Raw genomic sequence first — 22615 nt, forward strand, 5'->3', positions numbered from 1 at the left:
CTGCAACGATCGCCGTCACCCGAGGAACGTTTAAGGAAATCCAGATGAATCTCCATCGCATGCTGCTGGAGCGCAAGGCGGCCGGCAGGCCTGTCACCATTGGCCTGATCGGCGCCGGAAAATTCGGCCTGATGTTCCTGTCGCAGGTGCGCCAGACCGACGGCATGCATCTCGTCGGCGTCGCCGACTTGAACACCGCCCGCGCCCGTTCGCAGCTCAAGCTCGGCTGCTGGCCCGAGGAACAATATGCGGCAACCTCCATCGACGACGCGCTCAAGCATGGCCGCACAATCGTCACCGACAATGCCGACGCGCTGATCACCCATCCCGCCATCGAGGTGATCATCGAGGCGACAGGCGATCCCGGCGCCGGCATCCGCTTCGCGATGAAGGCGATCGAGAACGGCAAGCACATCGTGATGGTCAATGTCGAGGCGGATGCGGTCGCAGGCCCGATCCTGGCGCGCAAGGCACGGCAGGCGGGCGTCGTCTATTCGCTGGCCTGGGGCGACCAGCCGGCGCTGATCGCCGACCATGTCGACTGGGCGCGCGCCGCCGGATTCAAGGTCGTCGCCGCCGGCAAGGGCACGCGCTACCACCCGACCTATCACCAGTCGACGCCGGATACGGTCTGGGACATCCTCGACAAATACATGAAGATCAAGGATCGCAACTCGATCAACCCGAAGATGTTCAACTCGTTCGTCGACGGCACCAAGTCGGGCATCGAGATGACGGCTGTGTGCAATGCGACCGGGCTGCATGCGCAGAGCGAAGGCCTGTCCTTCCCACCGGCGACGCGGTTCGAGCACGCCGAAATCTGCAAGCCGAAATCCGACGGTGGCATGCTGGAGAAGTCAGGCGTCACCGAGGTCACTTCGTCGGTCTATCGTGACGGCAGCGACGTCCCGCAGAGCCTCGTGATGGGGACCTATGTCGTGTTTGAGACCGACAGCGCCTATTCGGAGGAATGCTTCCGCGAATACAGCATGCTGCCGGACAAGACCGGCAAATATGCCTCGCTGTACCGGCCGATCCATATGATCGGGCTCGAGCTCGGGATCTCCGTTGCTTCTGCAGCGCTGCGCAAGGAGCCGACCGGCGCGCCGATCGTGTTCAATTCGGATGTCGTGGCGACCGCCAAGCGGAAGCTGAAGGCCGGCGAGATGCTCGACGGCGAGGGCGGTTTCTGCGTCTGGGGCAAGCAGACCCCCGCCGACGCTTCCCTGAAGCAGGGCTACCTGCCGCTCGGCCTCGCCCACCAGGTCAAGCTGAAGACCGATATCGAGCCCGGCCAGCGCCTGAAATGGGAGGATGTAGAGTACGATCCGAACAATCTCGCCGTGCGGGTCCGCCGCGAGATGGAAGCGGCCTTCCGGCAGCCAAACGTCGCTGCTTGATTGGCGCAATGGGCTCGCGCAAAAAGGGCCAAAAGGAAAGGCGTCGAACTATGGGGTCGGCTGAGGCAGCGGCTTCCGCTTCACCCGCTTGATCGTGCCGGAGAAGGTGAAGAGGCGGCGGTCGCCGGCCATCATCTCCCCGCGTAGAAAGATCAGTGAGCCACCGGCGCGGGTGACCTCGCCGGTGCACTCGATCAGCTCGCCCTCACGGCCGGCATCGAGGAATTCGCAGGCGAAATTGACGGTCACGCCCTTGCCCTGCAGCGCGTGTCGGCCGATTGCGAACAGGCAGTAGTCGGCAAACGCCATGAAGCACCCGCCATGGACGTTTTGAGAGCCGTTGAGGTGCTTTTTCTCGACCCGGAAGGCGCAGCGGACCCGGCCATCCGCCTCAAAGCGGTGCCAGAAGGGGCCGATATGATTCTCAAAACTGTCGCGGATCCAGGTCTGCCAGCCCTCGAATTCCCCCTCGGTCGCGATATGGAGGTCGGGACGGCGGGGCGGGGGGGTTTTGGTCAATTCGTGCAAGGAAATGGGCCTTCAATTGCGGGTCTTTAGCCCTTAAATCCGATCCGTTCACGCCGTGCAATTGCTGTTCCTGCGACCGCCCGCCCGCAAAACGTGGGACAGTGGGAAAATGCGCCATAAAGGGCTTTTCGTGAGCCCTCGATGTTCCTAAGAACGGCCAAACCGCCGCCGAAAGCCCCGAATCCATGAAGAACGAACCCAAGATCACCCCCGAACTGGTTGCCGCCCACGGGCTCAAGCCCGACGAATACGAGCGCATCCTGAAGCTGATCGGGCGGGAGCCGACCTTCACAGAGCTCGGCATCTTCTCGGCGATGTGGAACGAGCACTGCTCGTACAAATCCTCGCGCATCCATCTGAAGGGCCTGCCGACCAAGGCGCCCTGGGTGATCCAGGGCCCGGGCGAGAATGCCGGCGTGATCGACATCGGCGACGGCCAGGCGGTGGTCTTCAAGATGGAGAGCCACAATCACCCGAGCTACATCGAGCCCTACCAGGGCGCGACCACCGGCGTCGGCGGCATTTTGCGCGACGTCTTCACCATGGGCGCGCGCCCGATCGCCTGCCTCAATGCGCTGAGCTTCGGTGCGCCCGAACACGCCAGGACCCGGCATCTCGTCTCCGGCGTCGTCGCCGGTGTCGGCGGCTACGGCAATTCCTTCGGCGTGCCGACGGTCGGCGGACAGGTGCGATTCCATACCCGCTATGACGGCAACATCCTCGTCAACGCGATGGCGGTTGGCCTCGCCGATGCCGACAAGATCTTCTATGCGGCCGCCTCCGGCGTGAACATGCCGATCGTCTATCTCGGCTCCAAGACGGGCCGCGACGGCATCCACGGCGCCTCGATGGCGTCGGCCGAGTTCGACGACAAGTCCGAGGAGAAGCGCCCGACCGTGCAGGTCGGCGACCCCTTCGCCGAGAAGCTGCTGCTCGAAGCGTGCCTCGAGATCATGGAGAAGGGCTGCGTCATCGCGATCCAGGACATGGGTGCGGCGGGTCTGACCTGCTCTGCCGTCGAAATGGGCGCCAAGGGCGATCTCGGTGTCGATCTCGATCTCGATGCGGTGCCGACCCGCGAGACCGGCATGAGCGCCTACGAGATGATGCTCTCGGAGAGCCAGGAGCGCATGCTCATGGTGCTCAAGCCCGAGAAGGAAAAGGAAGCCGAGGCGATCTTCAGGAAGTGGGGGCTCGATTTCGCCGTGGTCGGCTACACCACGCCGAGCAAGCGCTTCGTGGTCAAGCATGGCGGCGACGTCATGGCCGACCTGCCGATCAAGGAGCTCGGCGACGAGGCGCCGCTTTATGACCGCCCGCATGTGCCCTCCGCCGCGCTGCCGACCGTGCATGCGCGCGAGGTGCCGGCGCCGATGGCGCTTGGCGCAGCGCTGGAGAAGCTGATCGGCACGCCCGACATGTGCAGCAAGCGCTGGGTGTGGGAGCAGTATGACCACGTCATCCTCGGCAACACCATGCAGCGCCCCGGCGGCGACGCCGCCGTCGTGCGCGTGCAGGACGGGCCGAAGGGCCTTGCGCTGACCGTCGACGTCACCCCGCGCTATTGCGAGGCCGACCCGTTTGAGGGCGGCAAGCAGGCGGTGGCGGAGGCCTGGCGCAACATCACGGCCGTCGGTGGCAAGCCGCTCGCGATCACCGACAATCTCAACTTCGGCAATCCTGAGCGCCCTGAGATCATGGGCCAGTTCGTCGGCTGCCTGAAGGGCATCTCGGAAGCCTGCCGCACGCTCGACTTCCCGGTCGTCTCCGGCAACGTCTCGCTCTACAACGAAACCAATGGCCGCGCGATCCTGCCGACGCCCTCGATCGGTGGTGTCGGCCTGCTCGACGACTTCACCAAGTCGGCCTCGCTCGCCTTCAAGGCTGAGGGCGAGGCCATCCTGCTGGTCGGCGAGACACATGGCTGGCTCGGTCAGTCCGTGTACCTGCGTGACATCTGTGGTCGCGAGGAGGGTGCGCCGCCGCCGGTCGACCTCGCCGCCGAGAAGCGCAACGGCGATTGCGTGCGCGGCATGATTCACGCGGGCACCGCGACTGCGGTGCACGATCTCTCCGACGGTGGCCTCTTGATCGCACTCGCGGAGATGGCGATGGCGAGCGGCATCGGCGCAAGACTGCTGGCTGCGCCGACTTCGCTCGTCTCGCAGGCGTACTGGTTCGGTGAGGACCAGGCGCGCTATCTCGTCACCGTGCCGGAGACAGAGGCTGGCCGCGTGCTCGCCAAGATGCGCGGTTGCGAGGTGCCCTGCGTGCGGATCGGCACCACCGGTGGTGACGCCATCGCGATCGTCGGCGAAACTCCCGTGACGATCGATGCGCTGCGCAAGTCGTTCGAGCGGTGGCTGCCGGAGTATATGGGCGGGAAGGCGGCGTAGGCCGCCTTCACGAGCTCACAGCACCTTCGTTGCCCCGGGGATCTGGCGCAAGGCGCGCGTCAGCGCCCAGCTGATAGCGATTGTCAGCACGAATCCGACCGTCATCTTGATGATCGCTGGCAGGTCATAGTCGAACAGCCAGTATTGCAGCCAAAGCGCGATCGGGTAGTGCACCAAGAACATGCCATAGGCGTCCGCCTGCATCGGATCGAGGAGTCTGGCCGAACCCGATTGCTTGAACCTCTGGAAGAAGGCCAGGATCAGAAACATGATAGCTACGCTGAAAACAGCGAAGCAGACGGCATAGAGGCCCTCATACCAGTTCGGCAGCGGTGACGGATTTCCCAGTATTTCGCGCTTGATGAAGATCAGCACCCAGAGCAGGCAATACGGAACGATCGCCAAGACCATCCAGTCCCAGCTGACCTTCGCCATCCGGCCGTCAGCCGCGAGCAGTCCGCGGTCCATATTCGCGACGCCGATGCCGGCACCGAAAAAGAAGTAGCTCGCATAGAGCATCACCCGCCCGTGCTGCACCGAGAACGGCCCGAACTCGAACCAGCTGCTTGGCCCAAAATACATCAGCCCCGGAACATAGAACGCTGCGGTGATGGCGAGCATAACCGCGAAGAACACCGCGGGCCGGCGGCGGCCGTGCAGCGACAGCCGATTGATCGGATCGAGCAGGTTGGGTGACAGTCGATGCAGGATGCAGGCAACCACGTCGAAGGCGAGCAGGACCCAGAGGAACCAGATCGGCCCGCTCGGCCAGGGACCCTTCGTGACCATGTTCCACCAGTATTCCGCGAAGCCGATCTCGGGATTTTGCCGGAGCGCGATGGCGTAATAGGCGAGCGGAATGATCGTGAATGCGCAGATCACGAACGGCAGCCCAAGCCGCAGCAGGCGATCTGTCAAATAGCTCTGCGCTCCCTTGCGGGCGATGCCTGACCACGCAAACAAGCCGGACAGGAAGAAGAACATCGCCATGAAGAAGCTGTCGGTGGCGAGCACGATCATGTCGAAGCCGAAGAAGAACTTCGGATCCGTATGACCGAAATAGGTGTAGGGAATGACAGCGTGATGCAGCAGCACCACCAGTGTGAGGAAGGTGCGGGCACGGTCGAGCGACATATTGCGCACCTTTGCCTTCGGCTCGGCATGCGCCTCTGCGCCACCCTGCGCAGACTGTGACATCGTAATCATGGCTGCCCCGGTCGCCTTTCTCCTCCGGCCGGACTCTGCCGCCGGGAACCCGATTCAGCAAGCGCAGTTTGCGCCGCAAAATCCTTCTGTCGTGCGTTTAGGAACCTGCTCCGCACAATGCGGTTAGCGATCCCGAAGTGAGACGCCGCCGGCCGCGGCGGCCGATACCAGCGGAGCTGGCGATGACGATCTTGAAATGGGCGCTGATCTTTCTGCTGGTCTCGATCGTGGCCGGTGTGCTCGGCTTCACCGGAATATCGGCGGCCTCCGCCGATATCGCCCGCTTTCTGTTCTACGTCTTCGTCGTGATCTTCCTGGTGCTGCTGATCCTCGGGCTCACGATCTTCAGAGCGTAACCTGATAAGTCATTCCGTGGCGGTCCGCAGGACCGAACCAGGAATCTCGAGATTCCGGGTCTGGTCCTTCGGACCATCCCGGAATGACGTGGACTCCAACTACCCCACCTCCTCGATTTTCACCTTGTCCGGATAAAAAGCGAGGTGCCCGGTGATCTCCGTCATCGCGGGGAAGGGCGTCTCGTAGGTCCAGATCGCGTTGTCGAGCGTCTTGCCGTTGGCCTTGATGCTGTAATAGCTGGCGTCCCCCTTGTAGGGGCAGTGGGTGGTGCGGTCGGTGCGCTCCAGCAACGCCATGTTGGCGTCCTGCCGCGGCACATATTGCACCGCCGGATATTTGGCCTCTTTCAGCGTCAGCGCCTTGGTGCTTTCGGCAATCACGATGTCGCCCGCCGTGACGCGAACGCGCCGGGGGTTTTGGGTGATCGCGATGGGGTGGTCGGGGCCTGGAAGCTTCATGATTTCACGCCTTTTCGATCATTCTGCCGCGCGCGGCACTTTGTCTTGCCTTTATCCGGATGGGATCAGGGATATAGTGCCGGAAAGCGTGACGTAGAAGGCCGTTCACGCTAAGTTTGGCCGTGCCGGTGAGGGGACCCCGGCAAGCGATTCGACGACGAGGCTTAGAGCCGACACAAGGAGCAAGACCCGAATGCCCATGGACGCCCACGATATCGAGGCGATGATCAAGGCAGCGATCCCCGATGCCGAGGTGACCATCCGTGACCTCGCCGGCGATGGCGATCACTATGCCGCGACCGTGATCTCGGAATCCTTCCGCGGCAAATCCCGCGTCCAGCAGCACCAGATCGTCTATCGGTCCCTGGAAGGTCAGATGGGCGGGGTGCTGCACGCGTTGGCGCTGCAAACCGGGGTACCCGGCACCTGACCTGATCGCACGACGGGGTGATGATGGCTGCGGACAATCAGCGCGGCGCGATGTTTCGCGTGATCGTGCCGAACCAACCCAGCCGCGTCACCAATGCCGAGCTGTTCTTCGACCTCGTCTTCGTCTTCGCCGTCACGCAGATTTCGCACACGCTGCTGCACCACTTCACGCCGCTCGGCGCGGTCGAGGTCACGCTGCTGTTTCTCGCCGTGTGGTGGGTGTGGGTCTACACCGCCTGGGTCACCAACTGGCTCAACCCCGAGCTGACGCCGGTCCGCATCCTGATCTTCCTGATGATGCTGGGCGGCCTCGTGCTGTCGACGACGATTCCGAGCGCGTTCGACGGCCGCGGCCTCTGGTTTGCGATCGCCTATGCGGTGATGCAGGTCGGGCGGACCGCCTTCTGGCTGTTTGCGACCCCGCGTCATCGCACCGCCGTGCGGCACAACGCGATCCGCATTCTGGTCTGGCTGTGCTGCTCGGCGGTGCTCTGGATCCTCGGCGGCCTGGCCCATGGCGAGGAGCGGCTGTGGTTCTGGATCGCGGCGCTCGCGATCGAATACGTCTCGCCCGCGGTGCGCTTCTGGGTGCCGAAGCTGGGCTTCTCGTCGGTTGAGGCCTGGGCCGTCGAGGGCGGCCACATGGCCGAGCGCTGCGCCGGCTTCATCATCATCGCGCTCGGCGAGGCCGTCGTCGTCAACGGCGCGACCTTCGCCGAGCTGGACTGGACTGCGGATAACATCCTCGCCTTCGTCGCGGCCTTGGTCGGCAGCATCGCGATGTGGTGGGTCTATTTCCACAAGGGCGCCGAGGCCGGCTCCGAGCGGATCTCGAAGAGCGCCGAATCCGGTCGGCTGGCGCGGCTCGCCTACACCTATCTGCACATGCCGATCGTCGCCGGCATCATCCTGACCGCTGTCTCGGACGAACTGGTGCTGAAACATCCGACCGGACATTCCGACGTCCGCACCATCGTCAGCACGATCGGCGGTCCCCTGGTGTTTCTGGTCGGCACCATCCTGTTCAAGCACTCGATCCGCGGCTTCCTCCAGCTCTCCCACGGCATCGGCATCATCCTGCTGCTGGCGCTGTGGTGGTTCGCCGCCGACCTCTCGCCGCTGTGGCTGTCGGTCGCGACCAGCGTGATCATGATCGTCGTCGCGGTGTGGGAGTCGGTGTCGCTAGGGTCGAAGCCGGAAGAGGCCGGGGAGCGCTGAGACGCCGGAGCTTTTACTCCACCGCCTCCAGCGCGTGCACCGAGAACATCTCGGCTGCGTCCGTCCAGCTCTCGCGCACGCGCCAGCCCGCGCCTTGCGCCAGCGCTGCAAAGCGCTCGAGGCTGTATTTGTAGCTGTTCTCGGTGTGGATGCTCTCGCCCGGCTTGAACGTGAAGCTGGTGCCGAGCAGGCGCACGGTCTGGCTCTTCCGGCTGATCAGGTGCATCTCGATGCGGTGCCGTGCGTGATTGTAGATCGCGCGATGGGTGAAGGCGGAGAGGTCGAAATTGCCGCCGAGCTCGCGGTTGATCCGCACCAGCACATTGAGGTTGAACCGTGCGGTGACGCCGGCTGCATCGTTGTAGGCGGCGTGGAGCAGGCGCTCCTCTTTCTCCAGGTCGGCACCGATGATCATCTGCGCGCCCCGGCCGAGGATCTGGCGGGCGCTCGTCAGAAAGGCCTGCGCTTCATGCGGCTCGAAATTGCCGATGGTCGAGCCCGGGAAGAAGCCGACCTTGGGCATGGACGCAACCGCCTTGGGCAGCTCGAACGGCGTGGTGAAGTCGGCCGCCACCGGATAGATGCCGAGCACGGGATAGTCGCGCTTCAGCCCGCTCGCCTGCGCCCTCAGGAAGTCGCCGGAGATGTCTACCGGAACATAGGCCGCGAACTTGCAATGGTTCAGCAGCAGACGAACCTTCGTGGTCGCGCCGGCGCCAAACTCGACCAGCGCCGCATGCTCCGGAATGATCTTCGCGATCTCGCTGCCGCGCTCCTTCAGGATCGCAAGCTCGGTACGGGTCGGATAATATTCCGGCAGGCGCGTGATCGCCTCGAACAGCTCCGAGCCGGTCGCGTCATAGAAGTATTTCGGCGACAGCTTTTTCGGCTGCTGCGAGAGGTCTTCGATGGCCTCGCGGGCGAAGGCGGTGGTCTGCTCGTCGGGGAGATGGGCTTCGGCCAAAGCGCTGGCGTGCACATTCATGATACTCTCCTGAACGCGCTGTCCGGCGCGCGGTTGTCGTCGGATAAGACTTCAGACGTAATCGGCGAGCCGCAACCCCGTGAATTGCCAGCGGTGGTGCGGATAGAAGAAGTTGCGATATGTGACGCGGCTGTGACCATCAGGTGTCGCCAGCGAGGAGCCGCGCAGCACCAGCTGGTTGACCATGAACTTGCCGTTGTACTCGCCGAGCGCGCCTTCGACGGCGCGGTAACCGGGGTAGGGGGAATACGAGCTGCGCGTCCACTGCCAGACGATGCCGAAGGCGTCGTTGAGCTGGCCAGCGCGTGCGGCGACCTCCCACTCCATCTCGGTCGGCAGGTGCCTTCCGGCCCAGCGCGCGAACGCATCGGCTTCGTAATAGCTGACATGACAGACGGGCGCGTCGGGATCGACCGGCTTGAGGCCGGCAAGCGTCATCACCTGCCATCCGCCATCGACCTCGCGCCAATGGCCAGGCGCCTGCCAATCTTCCTTGCCGGCCGCGGCGAAGCCGTCCATCAGCCACAGCGTCGCGGTCCGGTAACCGCCGTCGCGCATGAAGGCGAGCCACTCACCGTTGGTCACGAGGTTGCGGGCGATCTTGACCGGGCCGACGAGCGCGCGATGTGCGGGCTTCTCGTTGTCGAAATGAAAGCTGTCATCGACGTGACCGACGGTGTGGATGCCCTCGTTCAGCGTCATCCAATCGTCGCCGGTGCGTGTCGCGGCCGGAAAGCGCCAATCCGTGTCGTAAGCCGGATAGACCGGGTTCTGCGCGAAAGCGTGCAGGATGTCGGTGTACATCAATTCCTGATGCTGCTGCTCGTGGTTCAGCCCGACCTCGATCAGCGGGGCAATCTCGCGCAGCTTGTCCTCGCCGGTCTCGCGGAAGAATTTGACGACGGCCGCATCGACATAGCTGCGATAGGCGCCGACTTCGCTGGCGCTGGGCCGGGTGATGTCGCCGCGATGATTGCGGGCGTGGCGGGGGCCGGCACTGACGTAATAGGAATTGAACAGGAACGCGAAATCGGGGTGGAAGGGCCGGTAGCCTGGCGCGTGCTCGCCGAGCAAGAATTGCTCCCAGAACCAGGTGGTATGCGCCCGATGCCATTTCGCTGGGCTCGCATCCGGCATGGACTGGATCTGCTGGTCCTCGGGCGACAGCGGCGCAGCCCGACGCTCGGTCTCGTTACGGACGGCGAGAAAGGCGACCTCGAGCCGTTGGGCGAGGCTACCCTGGTCGGGGGAGGGTGACGAAAGCGGCGGACTGGCCGTAGCGGAGGCTTGTTTCGTCACGTTTTTCTCCAGACAGGACAAGAGAACGTTATTGGCGAGACCCGGTTCCAAAACCAAGGTTCGTCCTAGATAGGGGCTCCGTTACGGTATGAAAGTCCTCCCCGGTGATGATATTCGTGCCATCATGCAATGAGCCCAAGGCCGTCCCGTTCCGCCGGTCCGGGCCTGTTCGCCGCCATTTTACTTTGGATGCACAACGGTTTGGGCTACATATATAGACAGGTATCGGGTTAAATCGGTTGAGCCGGCCCGAGGATAATGTTGAGGGCTCTGCCCCAGAAGGACACGGATATGAGCATCGCGGAATTCATAGACAACGAAGTGAAGTCGAACGACGTGGTTCTGTTCATGAAGGGTACCCCGCAATTTCCGCAGTGCGGTTTCTCGGGCCAGGTCGTCCAAATCCTCGACCACGTCGGCGTCGGCTATAAGGGCCTCAACGTTCTCGAATCCGCCGAACTCCGCAACGGCATCAAGGAATATTCGAACTGGCCGACCATCCCCCAGCTCTACGTGAAGGGTGAGTTCATCGGCGGCTGCGACATCGTCCGCGAGATGTTCCAGGCCGGCGAATTGCAGCAGCTCTTCTCCGAGAAGGGCGTTGTCGTCGCGGCCTGATCCGTGACGGTGCTGACGCGCCGCATCGGCGGCGCCGACCTCGAGGTCATCGTCGCCAACATCACGACCCTCGGCGTTGACGCCATCGTCAACGCCGCAAATTCGTCGCTCCTTGGTGGGGGCGGCGTCGATGGCGCGATCCACCGGGCTGCCGGACCGGACCTCGTCGCCGAATGCCGCATGCTTCACGGCTGCAAGACGGGTGAAGCCAAGATCACCAAAGGCTACCGGCTCAAGGCCGCCCATGTGATCCACACCGTCGGGCCGGTCTGGAACGGCGGTACCCTCAACGAGGACGATCTGCTCGCCTCCTGCTATCGCCGTTCGATGGAGCTGTGCGGCAAGCACGAGCTGACCTCGGTGGCATTTCCCGCGATTTCGACCGGCATTTTCCGCTTTCCTGCCGATCGGGCCGCGAAGATCGCGATCCATACGACCATTGATGCCCTGGCGGCTGCGCCGTCGGTCGGCCATGTCATATTCTGTTGTTTTTCGGAGGCAAGCGCAGCCCTCCATACGGACGTTTTGGCGCGCTGCGGCAGCCCTTGTGCCTGATGGCGCCGTCAGTACACTCCGGCCGGCCATGTTCCGGGGAGGGGATATGATTTTGCGATCTGGACTGCGAGCGCTCGTCTGTGGCGCGCTTGTCTCGTTTGGCACGATGTCGCTCGCGCGCGCGGAGGGCACCTACGAGATTCCGGCCGGCGCGCATTTCAATCCGGACAAGCTTGCGAAGATCAGCGAGTTCTTCAAGAACGAGGTCGCGACCGGCAAGATCGCCGGCGCCACCGTGCTGATCAAGCAGCACGGCAAGCCGGTCTATCACGAAGCCTTCGGCGTGCAGGATGTGGTCAGCAAGGCGCCGATCACCGACAAAACGATCTTCCGCCTGTTCTCGATGAGCAAGGCGATCACGTCCGTCGCCGCGATGCAGTTGGTCGAGGATGGCAAGATCAAGCTGGACGATCCCGTCTCCAAATACATTGCATCCTTCGCAAACGTGAAGGTCGGCGTCGAGAAGAAGGCAGACGACGGCACCAAGTCGCTCGAGCTGGTGCCGCCGAACCGGCCGATGACGGTAAAAGATCTGATGACGCACACCTCGGGCGTCACTTATGGCTTCTATGGCGACAGCCTGGTCCGTAAAGCTTATCGCGACGCCAATATCTATGCCGGCGATTTCGATCTCGCCGAGTTCGCCGAGCGCATCGCAAAGCTGCCGCTGCACAATCAGCCGGGCGCACTGTGGCAATACGGCCATTCCACCGACATCCTGGCGCGCGTCATGGAAGTCGCCGCTGGCAAGCCGCTGATCGATATCGAGCGGGAGAAGCTGCTCGGCCCGCTCGGCATGGTCGATACCGGCTTCTTCGTCACGGATCCCGAGAAGCAGAAGCTGCTGGCGCAGCCGGTGCCGAACGACAGTGATTTTCGCGTCGGCCGGATCAACGATCCGACGGTCGTCAAGAAGATCCAGTTCGCCAGCGGCGGCATGGTGACGACTATGGCCGATTATGAGCGCTTTGCGCAGATGCTGCTCAACGGCGGCAGTCTCGACGGCAAAACGATCCTCAAGCCCGAGACGTTCAAGTTGATGGTGACCGATCAGATCGGCCCGACTTCGGGCGTGGATCGCGACTATTTCTATTTCCCCGGCGACGGCTTCGGTTTCGGCCTCGGACTTGCGGTCCGCACCGATCCCGGCAACGCCAAGCCGCCGCCGCCCGGCGATCTCGGTGAACTGAAATGGGATGGCGCCTCCGGCTGCTATTTCGTGATCGACCCCAAGCAGGACATGTTTTTTGTGCTGCTGGAGCAGACACCGACCGAGCGCCAGCGGGTGCAACGGACATTGAAGCAGTTGATTTATGAGGCCATGGAAAATTGAGATGTTCGGGCGCCGCGCGCTGATCGCGGCGCTCTTTCTTCTGTGCGGCGTCGCCGGTGCGAAGGCGGGCTCTGAGAGCCGCGCGCATGAGTTTGCGCCCGAGGGTCTGGCAAGAGTCTCCGATTACATCAGGAACGAGATCGCAACAGGCAAAATTCCCGGCGCGATCCTCTTGCTGCAGCAGCATGGCAAGCCGGTCTATTACGAGAATTTCGGCGTCCGCGACGTCGCGACCGAAATTTCGATGAGCGCAGGCACGATCTTCCGGCTCTATTCGATGTCGAAGCCGATCACCTCTGTCCTGGCGATGATGCTGGTGGAGGAGGACAGGCTCGCCATCCACGATCCCGTCTCGAAGTACATTCCGGCCTTTGCCGGCATGAAGGTCGGCGTCGAGAAGAAGGCCGGGGACAACAAGCTCTCGCTGGAGCTCGAGCCGCTCAACCGTCCGGTGACGATCGAGGATTTGATGCGCCACACCGCCGGAATCCCCTACGGCTATTATGGCGGGGATATCGTGAACAAGGTCTATGCCGACGCCGGTCTGTTCGACAGCGATGCTTTGACCAATGCCGAACTCGTCGCGAAGATCACTGCGCTGCCGCTCGCCGAACAGCCCGGCACGATCTGGGACTACGGCCTCTCCACCGACGTGCTCGGCCGCATCATCGAGGTGATATCGGGGAAATCGCTGCTGCAGTTCGCGAAGGAGCGGCTGTTTGATCCACTCGGGATGATGGACACCGCATTCTATGTCGCCGATCCCGCCAAATGGCCGCGCATCGCCGAGCCGATGCCGCAGGATCGCGCGATCAGCCCGATGACGCAGGTTCGTGATCCCAGGAAACCTCTGAGGTGGGAGTCGGGCGGTAGTGGCCTCGTCGGCACCATCGGCGACTATGCGCGCTTCTCACAGATGCTGCTCAATGGCGGCACCTACGAAGGCCGGCGCTATCTCAAGCCGGAGACCATCGCTCTGATGGCATCGGATCATGTCGGTCCCGAAACCCACGTCGTGCGCGACAAAAACTTTTACCCGGGCGAGAGCTCCGGCTATGGGCTCGGCGTCGCCGTGCGCACCTCGGTGCCGCCAGGTACCTCGTGGCCGCTTGGCGAATATCGCTGGGACGGCGTCGGCGGCACCTTCTTCTTCATCGATCCCGAAGACGATCTGTTCGGGATTTTCATGATGCAGACCCCGTCGCAGCGCGGGCGGATCCAACTCGCACTGAAGAGGCTGATCTATCAGGCGATGGGGCGGTAGATTCTCGTTTTGACGCGTTTTCTTTACGCGAACCGGTATCCACTTCGCTCGCAACGCTTTGACTAAGCCCCGCGCACGATCTCCCTGACGTATCCGATCGTCTCCTCGACCTGGCTCGTATTGACGTCGAGATGGGTGCAGGCGCGGATGCGGCCGTCCATCATTGCGAGCGTCACGCCGCGCTGGCGCAGCGCCGCGACCATCTTGTCGCCGGCAACGCCGGCGCCGTCGGGCTTGAAGAACACGAGATTGGTCTCGGGCTCCTGCACCTCGATGCCTGCGATCTGCGACAGTCCGCGGGCGAGCGCGCGCGCATTGGCGTGGTCGTCGGCGAGGCGGTCGACGTGGTGGTCGAGCGCGTAGATGCAGGCGGCCGCGCAGATGCCGGCCTGCCGCATCGAGCCGCCGAGGCGCTGCTTCCACTGCCAGACCGCGTCGATGAAGGCACGGCTGCCCGCGAGCACGCCGCCGATCGGCGCGCCCAGGCCCTTGGAGAAGTCGATCCAGGCCGAATCCCAGCCTGCGGTCATGTCGCGCGGCGAGATGCCGCTTGCCACGGTCGCGTTCAGCAGGCGCGCGCCGTCCATGTGGGTGACGAGGCCATGTTGCTTGGCGATCGCGACAATCTCGTCGAGCGCCGCCTTCTTCCAGATCGTGCCGCCGCCGATATTGGCGGTCTGCTCGACGCTGACGACCGTCTGCGGCGGCTGATAGCGTGTGCGGGGATGCAGAGCCTCGCGAAACGTCTCCGGCGTGAACTGGCCGTCGGGGCCCTTGAGCTGCATCACCTGAAAGCCGCCGATTGCGGCATGCGCACCGCCTTCGCGGGCGATGATGTGCGCGGTCTCGTGCGCCAAAATCTCGTCGCCGGGACGGCAATGCACCAGCGTCGCGGTGACGTTGCACATCGTTCCCGAGGGCATGTAGACCGCAGCCTCCTTGCCCATCAGATCGGCGACGCGCTCGCACAGCGCATTCACGGTCGGATCGTCACCGACTTGCTCGTCACCAACTTCGGCCCGCGCCATCGCTTCGCGCATCGCAGCCGTCGGCTTGGTCTGCGTGTCCGAGAGCAGATTGATGCGCACCGGCGGCGCCTTGGGATCAATCGGGGGAGGGGTGTAGAGCATGCGACGGCTCCTAAAGCAGTGCGGCCACTGAAGTGTGGCTCTTAAGCAAAAAGGCCCCGGCGAACCGGGGCCTTTTCATATTCAGATCTTAGCGCGAATAGAATTCGACGACCAGATGGGGCTCCATCTGCACCGGGAACGGCACGTCGGAGAGGCCGGGGATGCGCACGTACTTGGCGGTCATCTTGCCGTGGTCGACTTCGAGATAGTCAGGGGTGTCGCGCTCGGGGAGCTGGCTCGCTTCGAGAACGTGGGCGAGCTGCTTGGAGGCTTCCTTCACCTCGATCACGTCGCCGACCTTGATCTGGTAGCTCGAGATGTTGACCTTGCGGCCGTTCACCTTGATGTGGCCGTGATTGATGAACTGGCGGGCGGCGAAGATCGTGGAGACGAACTTGGCGCGGTACACGACCGCGTCGAGACGACGCTCGAGCAGGCCGATCAGGTTCTCGCCGGTGTCACCCTTGAGGCGGCTGGCCTCGACATAGATGCCGTGGAACTGACGCTCGCTGATGTTGGCGTAGTAGCCCTTCAGCTTCTGCTTGGCGCGCAGCTGCACGCCGAAGTCGGAGAGCTTGCCCTTGCGGCGCTGGCCGTGCTGGCCCGGGCCGTACTCGCGGCGGTTCACGGGGCTCTTCGGGCGGCCCCAGATGTTCTGGCCCATACGGCGATCGATCTTGTACTTCGCCTCACTGCGCTTAGTCATCGCGTCCTCTTCAGGTACATGGTTATGAGGAAACGCGCCCTCCTGTGTGACGGGATGATCCCGGCACCGACAGGTCCGATCCCCAAAGCTTAAGGGAGAGGACCACGGGTCGCGAAACGCTTCGCGGGCCGAAATCGGCCCGCGAGCAGGCGGCTTTTAGGGGAGTTTGGGGTTCGCTGTCAATGCGAGACGGTCGTTCCGGGGCGCGCGAAGGGCGAACTCATGGTGCGCTATTTCGCACCTGGGAACCTTGAGATCCCGGGTTTGGTGCTCGCACACCGCCCGGGGTGACCGCTGCGCGGTTAAGACCCGACAGCCCGGATCGGCTTGGGGTCGGCGGCCCGTAATTCGGTAGCGATTTCAGTGTTCAGGACCTGTTCCAGGCGGGTCAGGACCCGGGCAATGGGGGCGGCATCGGTCACCCGGTGATCCCAGCGGATCACGACGTGGATGGTCTGATCGGGTCCGACCACCCCATAGCTGACGATGAAAGGCCCGGGCGTGATGGGGTGGAGCTCGCCGCCGCCGTAGGCCGCCACCGAGCTCACGGCGAAGCTGCCGAACCAATTTCCGCGCTGGCGGCCGAAATTCGTGCCGATCGCCCAGGACAGGCGCCGTAGCGGCAGGGGTAGGCGGGTCGCCCGCATGATCTTACGGAACATCGGGACGTCATCGATCGGCGCGGACTTGGCGTGCCGGATTTCGGCATCGACCGCTGCCAATGCCATGGTCTCCGGGGCCGCGATTCGCTGCGGCATCACGCATTCCTCGCCGTCCTCGACCCGGGCGATGGCGACCAGCGCCACGCTCTTTGGAAGCTCGTAGAGCGATGGCCAGGGCCATTTGGCATAGACCGTGCGCAGGACCGGCTCGTCCCTTGCGACCAGGGCGAAAGCCTTGACGAACATGGCTGCCCAGCCGGCCGGCGTCATCGCGCCCGCACGGGCGTCCAGCAAGGGGCGGATATTGAGTGAACGGGACAGCGAAACGAACGGCACGTCCATCGACGCGCGCATGAGGTCGCAAATCAGGCGACGCGGCAGCGAAATGGTCTTGGGCGTCCCGCGCATCGCTCTTTCAGTTCCCGCGGATGAAAATATGGGCAGCGAGCAGGTTTCTGCTCGCGCCTGCTCTAGCACGAACCAACCCGTTTGGGGGCGGTCGGTTCGCCGCATCAGGCCGGCGCGGAGGCCAGCGGTCTGGTCTTGTCGGTGTCTAAATCTGCAAGCATTTTCAATGGCTTGTCGTTGCGATTCCGAGCCTCCTGCGCGACGCCAGCCAGAACCTGACCGGAATCGCCGGCTTTCGGCAAGGCGGCAATCGGCCTGTTCAGCGCCTGATCCCGTCGAACGCCGCCATGATGCCGCGCTGGAACAGGGACCAGTCGAAGCCGAGCGCGATGGCGCGGTAGCCGCGGTCGATCAGTTGGTTGGCCTGGTCTGCGGTGCGCGCCACGCCACCGATCGGAACGCCGCTTTTGAGAATGCCGGCCTCGGCGCGGGCAATCAGCTCCCGCAATTCCGGGTCGTCCATCTGGCCTCGCTTGTTGATGGACGTCGCAAGATCGCCGGGACCGATGACGGCAACGTCGATGCCCGGCGTCGCCATGATCTCGTCGATGCGGTCGACGGCATCGACATGCTCGATGGTGACCATGCAGATCATCTCGTCGTCGGCTGACGCCATGTAATCCGGCATCGACTGACCCCAGCGGAACGGTGCGTGGAACGGACCCCAGAGGCGGTCGCCGCGTGGCGGATAGCGCACGCTGCGCACCGCCTTCTCGGCCTCGTCGCGATTGGTGATCATCGGAAAATTGATACCGAAAGCGCCGATGTCCATCGGCGCTTTCGCAAGCCACGGCTCGTTCGCCGCGATCCGCACCAAGGGCGTGCACGGTGTGCCCGTCGTCGCCGCGATCATCGCATGGGCTTCGGTCAATCCGATCGGGCCATGCTCGAGGTCGACGATAATCCAGTCGAGCGAGCGCGCCATGATCTGCACCATCTGCACGCTTGGCATCGTCGCGATCGCGCCGAAGGCGGGGTGGCCTTCGCTCCACAATTGGCGGAGGCGATTGAGCGGCTTGGCGGGGACCGACATGGAATGACCTTGCGCGAAATGACGACTGCGCGAGCCTAGCAGCGCACTGTGCGCGCCGGAAGTCAGGCCAGCGCGCGGCCGCCGAAGAACGGCGTCAAAGCCGGGCCAAGCCCATGCACGCGGTTCGACGTGAAAATCATCTCGGCGCCCGATTGCGCGATGCCGCCGCCGCGCGAGCCGAGCAGATCCGACACGCGGCGGGCGATGGCCGGGGCGGGATCGATCCACTCGACCGGCCAGGGCGCCAGCCGCTCCAGCCGGTCGAGCAGCAGCGGATAATGGGTGCAGGCGAGCACCACGGTATCGGTGCGCGCGCCCGCGTCGGCGGCGTCACCGACGAAGCAGGGGCTGAGCTCGGCGAGGATGTCGCCATCGCTGATCACCTGGCCGCTGAGCTCGCGCTCGGCAAGCGAGGCAAGTTCGGGCGAGCCGACCAGCGTCACCTCGCATCCCAGCGCGAAATCGCGGATCAGCGCCTTGGTGTATTCGCGCTTCACCGTGCCCTTGGTGCCGAGCACCGAGACGCGGCGGGTCTTCGATCGGGCACAGGCCGGCTTGATAGCCGGCACGGTGCCGACGAAGGGCACGGAATAAGCGGCGCGCAGATGCGATAGGACCAGGGTGGAGGCGGTGTTGCAGGCAATGACGACGAGGTCCGGATCATGGGTGCCGATCAGCTCCCCCATCAGCGGCACGACGCGGGCGATGATCTCGTCCTCGCTGTGATGACCGTAGGGGAAGAAGGCGTCATCGGCGACATAGGTATAGTGCGCGTCCGGGCGCGCGGCCACGACCTCACGCAGCACGGTGAGGCCGCCAAGACCGGAATCGAATACCAGGATCGTCGGGGAATTGGTCACGTCACTACCCTAGCCCGTCATGGTTACCATTCGGTTTTTGGGGCGGTTTTGCGGCGGGAGCTGCCCGTCACCAGTTTGGAGCGATTCAATTTCGCGTTTGCCGCATGTTCCCGCTATCTGCAGCCGTGCTGCGCCGCGGTTGGGACATCCGCAAAATTTCGGGAGCCGACATGATCAGAAACACGTCAACCGGCTGGGGCAGCGTCGCCCGGTGGTTTCACTGGGGCCTGGCGCTGGCGATCATCGGCATGCTCGGCTTCGGCTGGTGGATGAATCATGTCCCGGCGCGGGCCGACAAGTTCTTCTACCGCTCGATCCACGCCGACATCGGCTATGTGATCCTGCTGCTCACGGTGCTGCGTCTGGCCTGGCGCGCCATCAACCCGACGCCGGCGCTGCCGGCCGTGTCCTTGCGCTGGCAGAAGATCGCGGCCCGCCTCAGCCACGGCGCGCTCTATCTCGTGGTGATTCTGGTCGCGATGCTCGGCTGGGCCCATTCCGGCGCGCGCGCGACCAACTATTCGGACTTCTTCGGCCTGTTTCATGTGCCGCAATTCACCTCTCCGGACAAGGCAGCGGCGGACGCCTTTGAGGACCGCCACATCTTCTTTGCCTATGTGCTGCTGGCCTTGATCGTGGTCCACGTGGTTGCCGCGCTCTGGCACCACTTCGTCCGCCGCGACCGCGTGGTGGCGCGGATGGTGACGGAGTAAGATGGGTCGACTGATCCAGCTTGCCACCGCAGGAGATTCCATGCTCACCGTCCATCATCTCGGCAAATCGCAATCCGAACGCATCGTCTGGCTCTGCGAGGAGCTCGGGATTCCCTACGAGCTGAAGCGTTATGCGCGCGATGCCGTCACCATGCTGGCGCCGCCTGACTACAAGGCGCTGCATCCGATCGGGGCCGCACCGGTGATCACCGACGGCGATCTCGTGCTCGCCGAATCCGGCGCCATCGTCGACTACATCATGGCCAAATACGGCAAAGGCCGCCTGATGCTCGGCCCCGATGCCCCTGATTTCGCGCAATTCCTGTACTGGTTTCACTTCGCCAACGGCACGCTGCAAGCGGGCATGGGGCGGCTGATGATGCTGAACCGGCTCAATCTCACCGATGACAATCCGATGCTGGTCGCGACCAGGGCGCGCGTCGACCGTGCCTTCGATCTCGTCGATGCACGCGTGCGCGACGCCGAGTATCTCGCCGGCAGCACCTTCACTACGGCCGACATCATGATGGGCTTCTCGCTCACCACGATGCGCTATTTCCAGCCCTATGATCTCCAGCGCTGCCCGAACGTGGTCAAATATCTCGGCCGCATCGGTGCGCGAGCGGCTTATCGGCGCGCGATGGAGAAGGGCGACCCCGGCATGGCGCTGCTGTTGAGTTGAGCCGGGATCAGGCGATCTTGTTTGTGGTCGCCGCCCGTGCCGCGGCCAGCTGCTTCTGCAAGCGATCGATGTTTTGCAAGAGGCGCTGGCTGGTCAGCACCAGGAAGTAATAGCCGAACTGCGGATCCTGAAAGTAGATCTCGAGCAGCCGGTCATAGGTGATCGTCAACACCTGTCCGTCCTCGATGCATTCGATCGTTCCGGTGCGCCGGTTGTCGGGCGTCAGGAAGCCGAGCTCTCCCATGAGAGCTCCAGGCCCGATCTCGACACCGATCTCCTTGACCAGGAATTTGCCCGTGACCGTGAGCAGCATCTCCTTGGCGGGATCACCCAGCTTGAACAGCGTGTCGCCATGGCGGTATTTGCGCTCGGTCATGAACGGCTTGAGCCACTCGATCGACATGTCGCCTTCGGCCGCATGGCGCGCCTTCTTGACCAGCTTGAGCATCTGCCGCAGCCGAAGTGCGTTGATCGGAAGCAACAGCAGATACAGCAGGAACGTCGAGACGTTGGCCGACAGCGCGCCGAAAAGGGCGAAGAAGGCGCAGCCGATCATGTTGGCGACGCGCAGGGGCACCATCGTCCGCATCAGGAGGGTGGCAACGAAGAATCCGGCGCCGACCGCGGCGAACATGTTGGCCAGCGTGATGTTGTGGACGAAGATCTCCAGCAGCCGGTTGAAGATCGCATCCCAGGTGACGTTGTTGGGGTCCAGGCCCATCTGGACCAGGATCTTTGCGATCCTGAGGTTGTCCGTCGCCGCATCCAGAATGCGGTCGAGGATCGACGAAATGTCTGCGCTGCCGGACGGCATGGTACTAACCCCGCGTAAGGCCTTCAGTCCTGGTCGGTATCCGCGGCACCTATAGCCGAAATCGAATGACGACCGCTTGAAATGAATGCTCCGGTCGTCCTGCCGCAAGGGGCAAATTTTAGCCTGATCGGTGGTTTCGGCAATTGCCCGTTGGTTGTGCGCATGATCCTGGGGCGCCCTGTGATTCGGGCGGGCGCGCCGCAGGCTGACTTTGGCATCCGGACAGGGCTGACAGCGCGATCAAGGCGGCCCCGCGGGCCCTACGGCTTGGCGCCGGGCTGGACGACCTGCTGCTCGAGGAGGGTAAGGTGCCCCGGCAGGGCGCCGGCGCGCAGCAGCATGGCGACGCTGTTGGCCTCCTCGAGGCTGAAATTGCCGGAGATCTGGACCGAGCCGCTGGTGATGGGCTCACGGATCACGGGGGCGGAGATCACTCTGTCGTCGAGCACGATGGCGAAGGGTTTGCCGACATTCTCTTCGGTGACGTGGGCGAAGCGCCGCGTGCCGCGTCCGTTGAAGCGGAACTGGGCAATCGGGTCCTTGGTACCGGTCGCAAAGCCGGGCGCGGCATAGTTGATGTCCTCGCCATCGAGCGCGCTGTCCTTGGTGACCAGATAGGGCTTCTTGTCCTTGAAGCCGAGCAGGACTTCCGTGCCGGAGGGTGGGGTGCCGGATTGCGCCTGCTCCGCCGACATCGAAGTATCGATCGAGCGGAAGCTGACCTTGACCTTGCGTGCGAAGATCGCGGTGATGCGCTCGGGATCCGTCACGCCCGGCAGGAAGATGCGGATGCGGTCGGTCCCGTCGGGGGCAACGCTGGCAAGCTTGACGCCGGCGTCCTTGAGACGTTGCTCGATCATGGCGGCGGCATCTTCCACGAGATCGCGCAGCCGCGCCGCCGAGGCCGCGTCGGTCGGCGCCAACCTGACCGCTCCTTCGCTGCCGTTGGTCAAGGCGAGTGCATGCGATGGCACCCCTTCCGCGTCTGATGCGAGCTTGCGTGCAAGCTGTTCGCGGCCTTTTGCGTCCGCGATCTTCAATTCGACGCCGCCCTCGCGGATCGCAAGGCCGGAGAAGGCGATATGGCCGTCGTGCAGATTCTTGTAGACGTCGTCGCGCAAATCCGTGACGACGCTCTCGCGCAAGCCTTCACTGTCCACCTTGTAGACGATGCGCGACCCACCCAGCTTTTCCATCTTGTCGCCGACGAAGGCCGCGATCTTGGCGCGCATCTTGTCGAACTGACTGTCCTCGGCGAGCGCGGCGCGCGGCAGGGCAATGGCCGACGTCATGGCCAGCGCGAGGATCAAGCGTGTGGCGCGGTCCCGCAGGGGCGTAGTCATGATCACCTCAAGTCTTGCGGCAGGGCGCTGGCAGATGAGTCCTGTGCCAGTTCTTGGTCCCCGGATCGGGCATAGAGGTTCAAAGGCCGTTCTGGCGAGGTGGATCGTCGCAGCCCGTAGGCAATAGACGAACGCCCAATCATCCATCATTGTATTCCCGTTCGACCGGCCATCGGTCGAGGCCCCGCCGAACCAAATGTCAAAAGACAGGCGGCGAG

General features: G+C 63.7%; 23 protein-coding genes. 11 read left to right on the top strand and 12 right to left on the bottom strand.

The window, feature by feature from the left end:
- Positions 1–44: 44 nt before the first annotated feature.
- Entirely contained in the window at positions 45–1400 is a 1356-nt protein-coding gene (locus tag ACWAT4_RS15290; protein WP_212425272.1) for an NAD(P)H-dependent oxidoreductase, read from the top strand.
- Between the two features lie 48 nt (positions 1401–1448).
- Here ACWAT4_RS15290 and ACWAT4_RS15295 read toward each other — a convergent pair whose 3' ends face one another.
- Positions 1449–1928 (bottom strand): PaaI family thioesterase, encoded by a 480-nt coding sequence (locus tag ACWAT4_RS15295; RefSeq protein ID WP_212444404.1) that lies wholly within the window; start codon positions 1926–1928, stop codon positions 1449–1451.
- Positions 1929–2113: 185 nt separating this feature from the next.
- Between ACWAT4_RS15295 and purL the strand changes: the two genes are divergently transcribed.
- Positions 2114–4324: a phosphoribosylformylglycinamidine synthase subunit PurL gene (purL, locus tag ACWAT4_RS15300; protein WP_212444403.1), complete on the top strand. Its 2211-nt coding sequence runs from the start codon at positions 2114–2116 to the stop codon at positions 4322–4324.
- A gap of 15 nt (positions 4325–4339) precedes the next feature.
- Here purL and ACWAT4_RS15305 read toward each other — a convergent pair whose 3' ends face one another.
- The gene (locus tag ACWAT4_RS15305) at positions 4340–5530 is read right to left on the bottom strand and encodes an acyltransferase family protein (RefSeq protein ID WP_212303017.1); all 1191 of its coding nucleotides are present in this window, start codon (positions 5528–5530) and stop codon (positions 4340–4342) included.
- Positions 5531–5712: 182 nt separating this feature from the next.
- Here ACWAT4_RS15305 and ACWAT4_RS15310 point away from each other — a divergent pair, with 182 nt between their 5' ends.
- Positions 5713–5886 carry a DUF1328 domain-containing protein gene (locus ACWAT4_RS15310; protein WP_007612121.1) on the top strand — a complete coding sequence of 58 codons (174 nt, stop codon included), beginning with the start codon at positions 5713–5715 and terminating at the stop codon, positions 5884–5886.
- Positions 5887–5985: 99 nt separating this feature from the next.
- On the opposite strand, the gene ACWAT4_RS15315 is transcribed toward ACWAT4_RS15310, so the two are convergent.
- Positions 5986–6345, bottom strand: a complete 360-nt coding sequence (locus ACWAT4_RS15315; RefSeq protein ID WP_212444401.1) for a DUF427 domain-containing protein — start codon at positions 6343–6345, stop codon at positions 5986–5988.
- Positions 6346–6538: 193 nt separating this feature from the next.
- Between ACWAT4_RS15315 and ACWAT4_RS15320 the strand changes: the two genes are divergently transcribed.
- Complete coding sequence (locus tag ACWAT4_RS15320) at positions 6539–6775, top strand: BolA/IbaG family iron-sulfur metabolism protein (RefSeq protein ID WP_212444400.1); 237 nt, start codon at positions 6539–6541, stop codon at positions 6773–6775.
- A 23-nt stretch (positions 6776–6798) separates the two neighbouring features.
- Positions 6799–7992: a low temperature requirement protein A gene (locus ACWAT4_RS15325; RefSeq protein ID WP_212444478.1), complete on the top strand. Its 1194-nt coding sequence runs from the start codon at positions 6799–6801 to the stop codon at positions 7990–7992.
- A 13-nt stretch (positions 7993–8005) separates the two neighbouring features.
- Here the strand turns inward: ACWAT4_RS15325 and egtD are convergent, their stop codons facing one another.
- Both egtD and egtB read right to left on the bottom strand, forming a co-directional pair.
- Positions 8006–8977 carry an L-histidine N(alpha)-methyltransferase gene (gene egtD, locus ACWAT4_RS15330; protein ID WP_212444399.1) on the bottom strand — a complete coding sequence of 324 codons (972 nt, stop codon included), beginning with the start codon at positions 8975–8977 and terminating at the stop codon, positions 8006–8008.
- Between the two features lie 51 nt (positions 8978–9028).
- Positions 9029–10327, bottom strand: coding sequence for an ergothioneine biosynthesis protein EgtB (egtB, locus tag ACWAT4_RS15335; RefSeq protein WP_212444477.1), 1299 nt, complete (start codon positions 10325–10327; stop codon positions 9029–9031).
- A gap of 240 nt (positions 10328–10567) precedes the next feature.
- Between egtB and grxD the strand changes: the two genes are divergently transcribed.
- From grxD to ACWAT4_RS15355, 4 genes are read left to right on the top strand one after another with little or no spacing between them, the layout of a single operon-like run.
- The gene (gene grxD, locus ACWAT4_RS15340) at positions 10568–10894 is read left to right on the top strand and encodes a Grx4 family monothiol glutaredoxin (RefSeq protein ID WP_128926634.1); all 327 of its coding nucleotides are present in this window, start codon (positions 10568–10570) and stop codon (positions 10892–10894) included.
- Between the two features lie 3 nt (positions 10895–10897).
- Positions 10898–11449: an O-acetyl-ADP-ribose deacetylase gene (locus tag ACWAT4_RS15345; protein ID WP_212444398.1), complete on the top strand. Its 552-nt coding sequence runs from the start codon at positions 10898–10900 to the stop codon at positions 11447–11449.
- Positions 11450–11495: 46 nt separating this feature from the next.
- Positions 11496–12782 (top strand): serine hydrolase domain-containing protein, encoded by a 1287-nt coding sequence (locus tag ACWAT4_RS15350; RefSeq protein WP_212303021.1) that lies wholly within the window; start codon positions 11496–11498, stop codon positions 12780–12782.
- Position 12783: 1 nt separating this feature from the next.
- On the top strand, positions 12784–14046 hold the full coding sequence (locus tag ACWAT4_RS15355; RefSeq protein ID WP_212444397.1) for a serine hydrolase domain-containing protein: 1263 nt from the start codon (positions 12784–12786) through the stop codon (positions 14044–14046).
- A 62-nt stretch (positions 14047–14108) separates the two neighbouring features.
- Here the strand turns inward: ACWAT4_RS15355 and ACWAT4_RS15360 are convergent, their stop codons facing one another.
- From ACWAT4_RS15360 to murI, 5 genes are all read right to left on the bottom strand, one after another.
- Positions 14109–15176, bottom strand: coding sequence for a threonine aldolase family protein (locus tag ACWAT4_RS15360; protein ID WP_449730859.1), 1068 nt, complete (start codon positions 15174–15176; stop codon positions 14109–14111).
- A gap of 88 nt (positions 15177–15264) precedes the next feature.
- Positions 15265–15882 (bottom strand): 30S ribosomal protein S4, encoded by a 618-nt coding sequence (gene rpsD / locus ACWAT4_RS15365; protein ID WP_212303024.1) that lies wholly within the window; start codon positions 15880–15882, stop codon positions 15265–15267.
- Between the two features lie 302 nt (positions 15883–16184).
- A complete protein-coding gene (locus ACWAT4_RS15370) occupies positions 16185–16952 on the bottom strand; it encodes an acyltransferase (RefSeq protein WP_449730860.1) in 768 nt (255 codons plus the stop codon).
- A gap of 259 nt (positions 16953–17211) precedes the next feature.
- Positions 17212–17985 (bottom strand): HpcH/HpaI aldolase family protein, encoded by a 774-nt coding sequence (locus ACWAT4_RS15375; RefSeq protein ID WP_212444395.1) that lies wholly within the window; start codon positions 17983–17985, stop codon positions 17212–17214.
- A 62-nt stretch (positions 17986–18047) separates the two neighbouring features.
- Positions 18048–18845: a glutamate racemase gene (gene murI, locus ACWAT4_RS15380; RefSeq protein ID WP_212444394.1), complete on the bottom strand. Its 798-nt coding sequence runs from the start codon at positions 18843–18845 to the stop codon at positions 18048–18050.
- A 170-nt stretch (positions 18846–19015) separates the two neighbouring features.
- Here murI and ACWAT4_RS15385 point away from each other — a divergent pair, with 170 nt between their 5' ends.
- Both ACWAT4_RS15385 and ACWAT4_RS15390 read left to right on the top strand, forming a co-directional pair.
- Positions 19016–19558, top strand: a complete 543-nt coding sequence (locus tag ACWAT4_RS15385) for a cytochrome b (protein WP_449730861.1) — start codon at positions 19016–19018, stop codon at positions 19556–19558.
- Positions 19559–19598: 40 nt separating this feature from the next.
- Complete coding sequence (locus ACWAT4_RS15390; protein ID WP_212444476.1) at positions 19599–20240, top strand: glutathione S-transferase family protein; 642 nt, start codon at positions 19599–19601, stop codon at positions 20238–20240.
- A 7-nt stretch (positions 20241–20247) separates the two neighbouring features.
- Here ACWAT4_RS15390 and ACWAT4_RS15395 read toward each other — a convergent pair whose 3' ends face one another.
- Together ACWAT4_RS15395 and ACWAT4_RS15400 are read right to left on the bottom strand one after the other, a co-directional pair.
- Complete coding sequence (locus ACWAT4_RS15395) at positions 20248–21054, bottom strand: Crp/Fnr family transcriptional regulator (protein WP_212303029.1); 807 nt, start codon at positions 21052–21054, stop codon at positions 20248–20250.
- Positions 21055–21314: 260 nt separating this feature from the next.
- Positions 21315–22397: a SecDF P1 head subdomain-containing protein gene (locus tag ACWAT4_RS15400; RefSeq protein ID WP_212444392.1), complete on the bottom strand. Its 1083-nt coding sequence runs from the start codon at positions 22395–22397 to the stop codon at positions 21315–21317.
- Positions 22398–22615: the final 218 nt, after the last annotated feature.

It is taken from the genome of Bradyrhizobium sp. T-1 (genome assembly GCF_053592855.1).

Bases quoted from the DNA above. Each gene is read 5' to 3' on its own strand.
- ACWAT4_RS15290 (WP_212425272.1), top strand. From the start codon at position 45: ATGAATCTCCATCGCATGCTGCTGGAGCGCAAGGCGGCCGGCAGGCCT.
- purL (WP_212444403.1), top strand. From the start codon at position 2,114: ATGAAGAACGAACCCAAGATCACCCCCGAACTGGTTGCCGCCCACGGG.
- ACWAT4_RS15305 (WP_212303017.1), bottom strand. From the start codon at position 5,530: ATGATTACGATGTCACAGTCTGCGCAGGGTGGCGCAGAGGCGCATGCC.
- ACWAT4_RS15310 (WP_007612121.1), top strand. From the start codon at position 5,713: ATGACGATCTTGAAATGGGCGCTGATCTTTCTGCTGGTCTCGATCGTG.
- ACWAT4_RS15315 (WP_212444401.1), bottom strand. From the start codon at position 6,345: ATGAAGCTTCCAGGCCCCGACCACCCCATCGCGATCACCCAAAACCCC.
- ACWAT4_RS15320 (WP_212444400.1), top strand. From the start codon at position 6,539: ATGCCCATGGACGCCCACGATATCGAGGCGATGATCAAGGCAGCGATC.
- ACWAT4_RS15325 (WP_212444478.1), top strand. From the start codon at position 6,799: ATGGCTGCGGACAATCAGCGCGGCGCGATGTTTCGCGTGATCGTGCCG.
- egtD (WP_212444399.1), bottom strand. From the start codon at position 8,977: ATGAATGTGCACGCCAGCGCTTTGGCCGAAGCCCATCTCCCCGACGAG.
- grxD (WP_128926634.1), top strand. From the start codon at position 10,568: ATGAGCATCGCGGAATTCATAGACAACGAAGTGAAGTCGAACGACGTG.
- ACWAT4_RS15350 (WP_212303021.1), top strand. From the start codon at position 11,496: ATGATTTTGCGATCTGGACTGCGAGCGCTCGTCTGTGGCGCGCTTGTC.
- ACWAT4_RS15355 (WP_212444397.1), top strand. From the start codon at position 12,784: ATGTTCGGGCGCCGCGCGCTGATCGCGGCGCTCTTTCTTCTGTGCGGC.
- ACWAT4_RS15360 (WP_449730859.1), bottom strand. From the start codon at position 15,176: ATGCTCTACACCCCTCCCCCGATTGATCCCAAGGCGCCGCCGGTGCGC.
- rpsD (WP_212303024.1), bottom strand. From the start codon at position 15,882: ATGACTAAGCGCAGTGAGGCGAAGTACAAGATCGATCGCCGTATGGGC.
- ACWAT4_RS15370 (WP_449730860.1), bottom strand. From the start codon at position 16,952: ATGCGCGGGACGCCCAAGACCATTTCGCTGCCGCGTCGCCTGATTTGC.
- ACWAT4_RS15375 (WP_212444395.1), bottom strand. From the start codon at position 17,985: ATGTCGGTCCCCGCCAAGCCGCTCAATCGCCTCCGCCAATTGTGGAGC.
- ACWAT4_RS15385 (WP_449730861.1), top strand. From the start codon at position 19,016: ATGATCAGAAACACGTCAACCGGCTGGGGCAGCGTCGCCCGGTGGTTT.
- ACWAT4_RS15390 (WP_212444476.1), top strand. From the start codon at position 19,599: ATGCTCACCGTCCATCATCTCGGCAAATCGCAATCCGAACGCATCGTC.
- ACWAT4_RS15395 (WP_212303029.1), bottom strand. From the start codon at position 21,054: ATGCCGTCCGGCAGCGCAGACATTTCGTCGATCCTCGACCGCATTCTG.
- ACWAT4_RS15400 (WP_212444392.1), bottom strand. From the start codon at position 22,397: ATGACTACGCCCCTGCGGGACCGCGCCACACGCTTGATCCTCGCGCTG.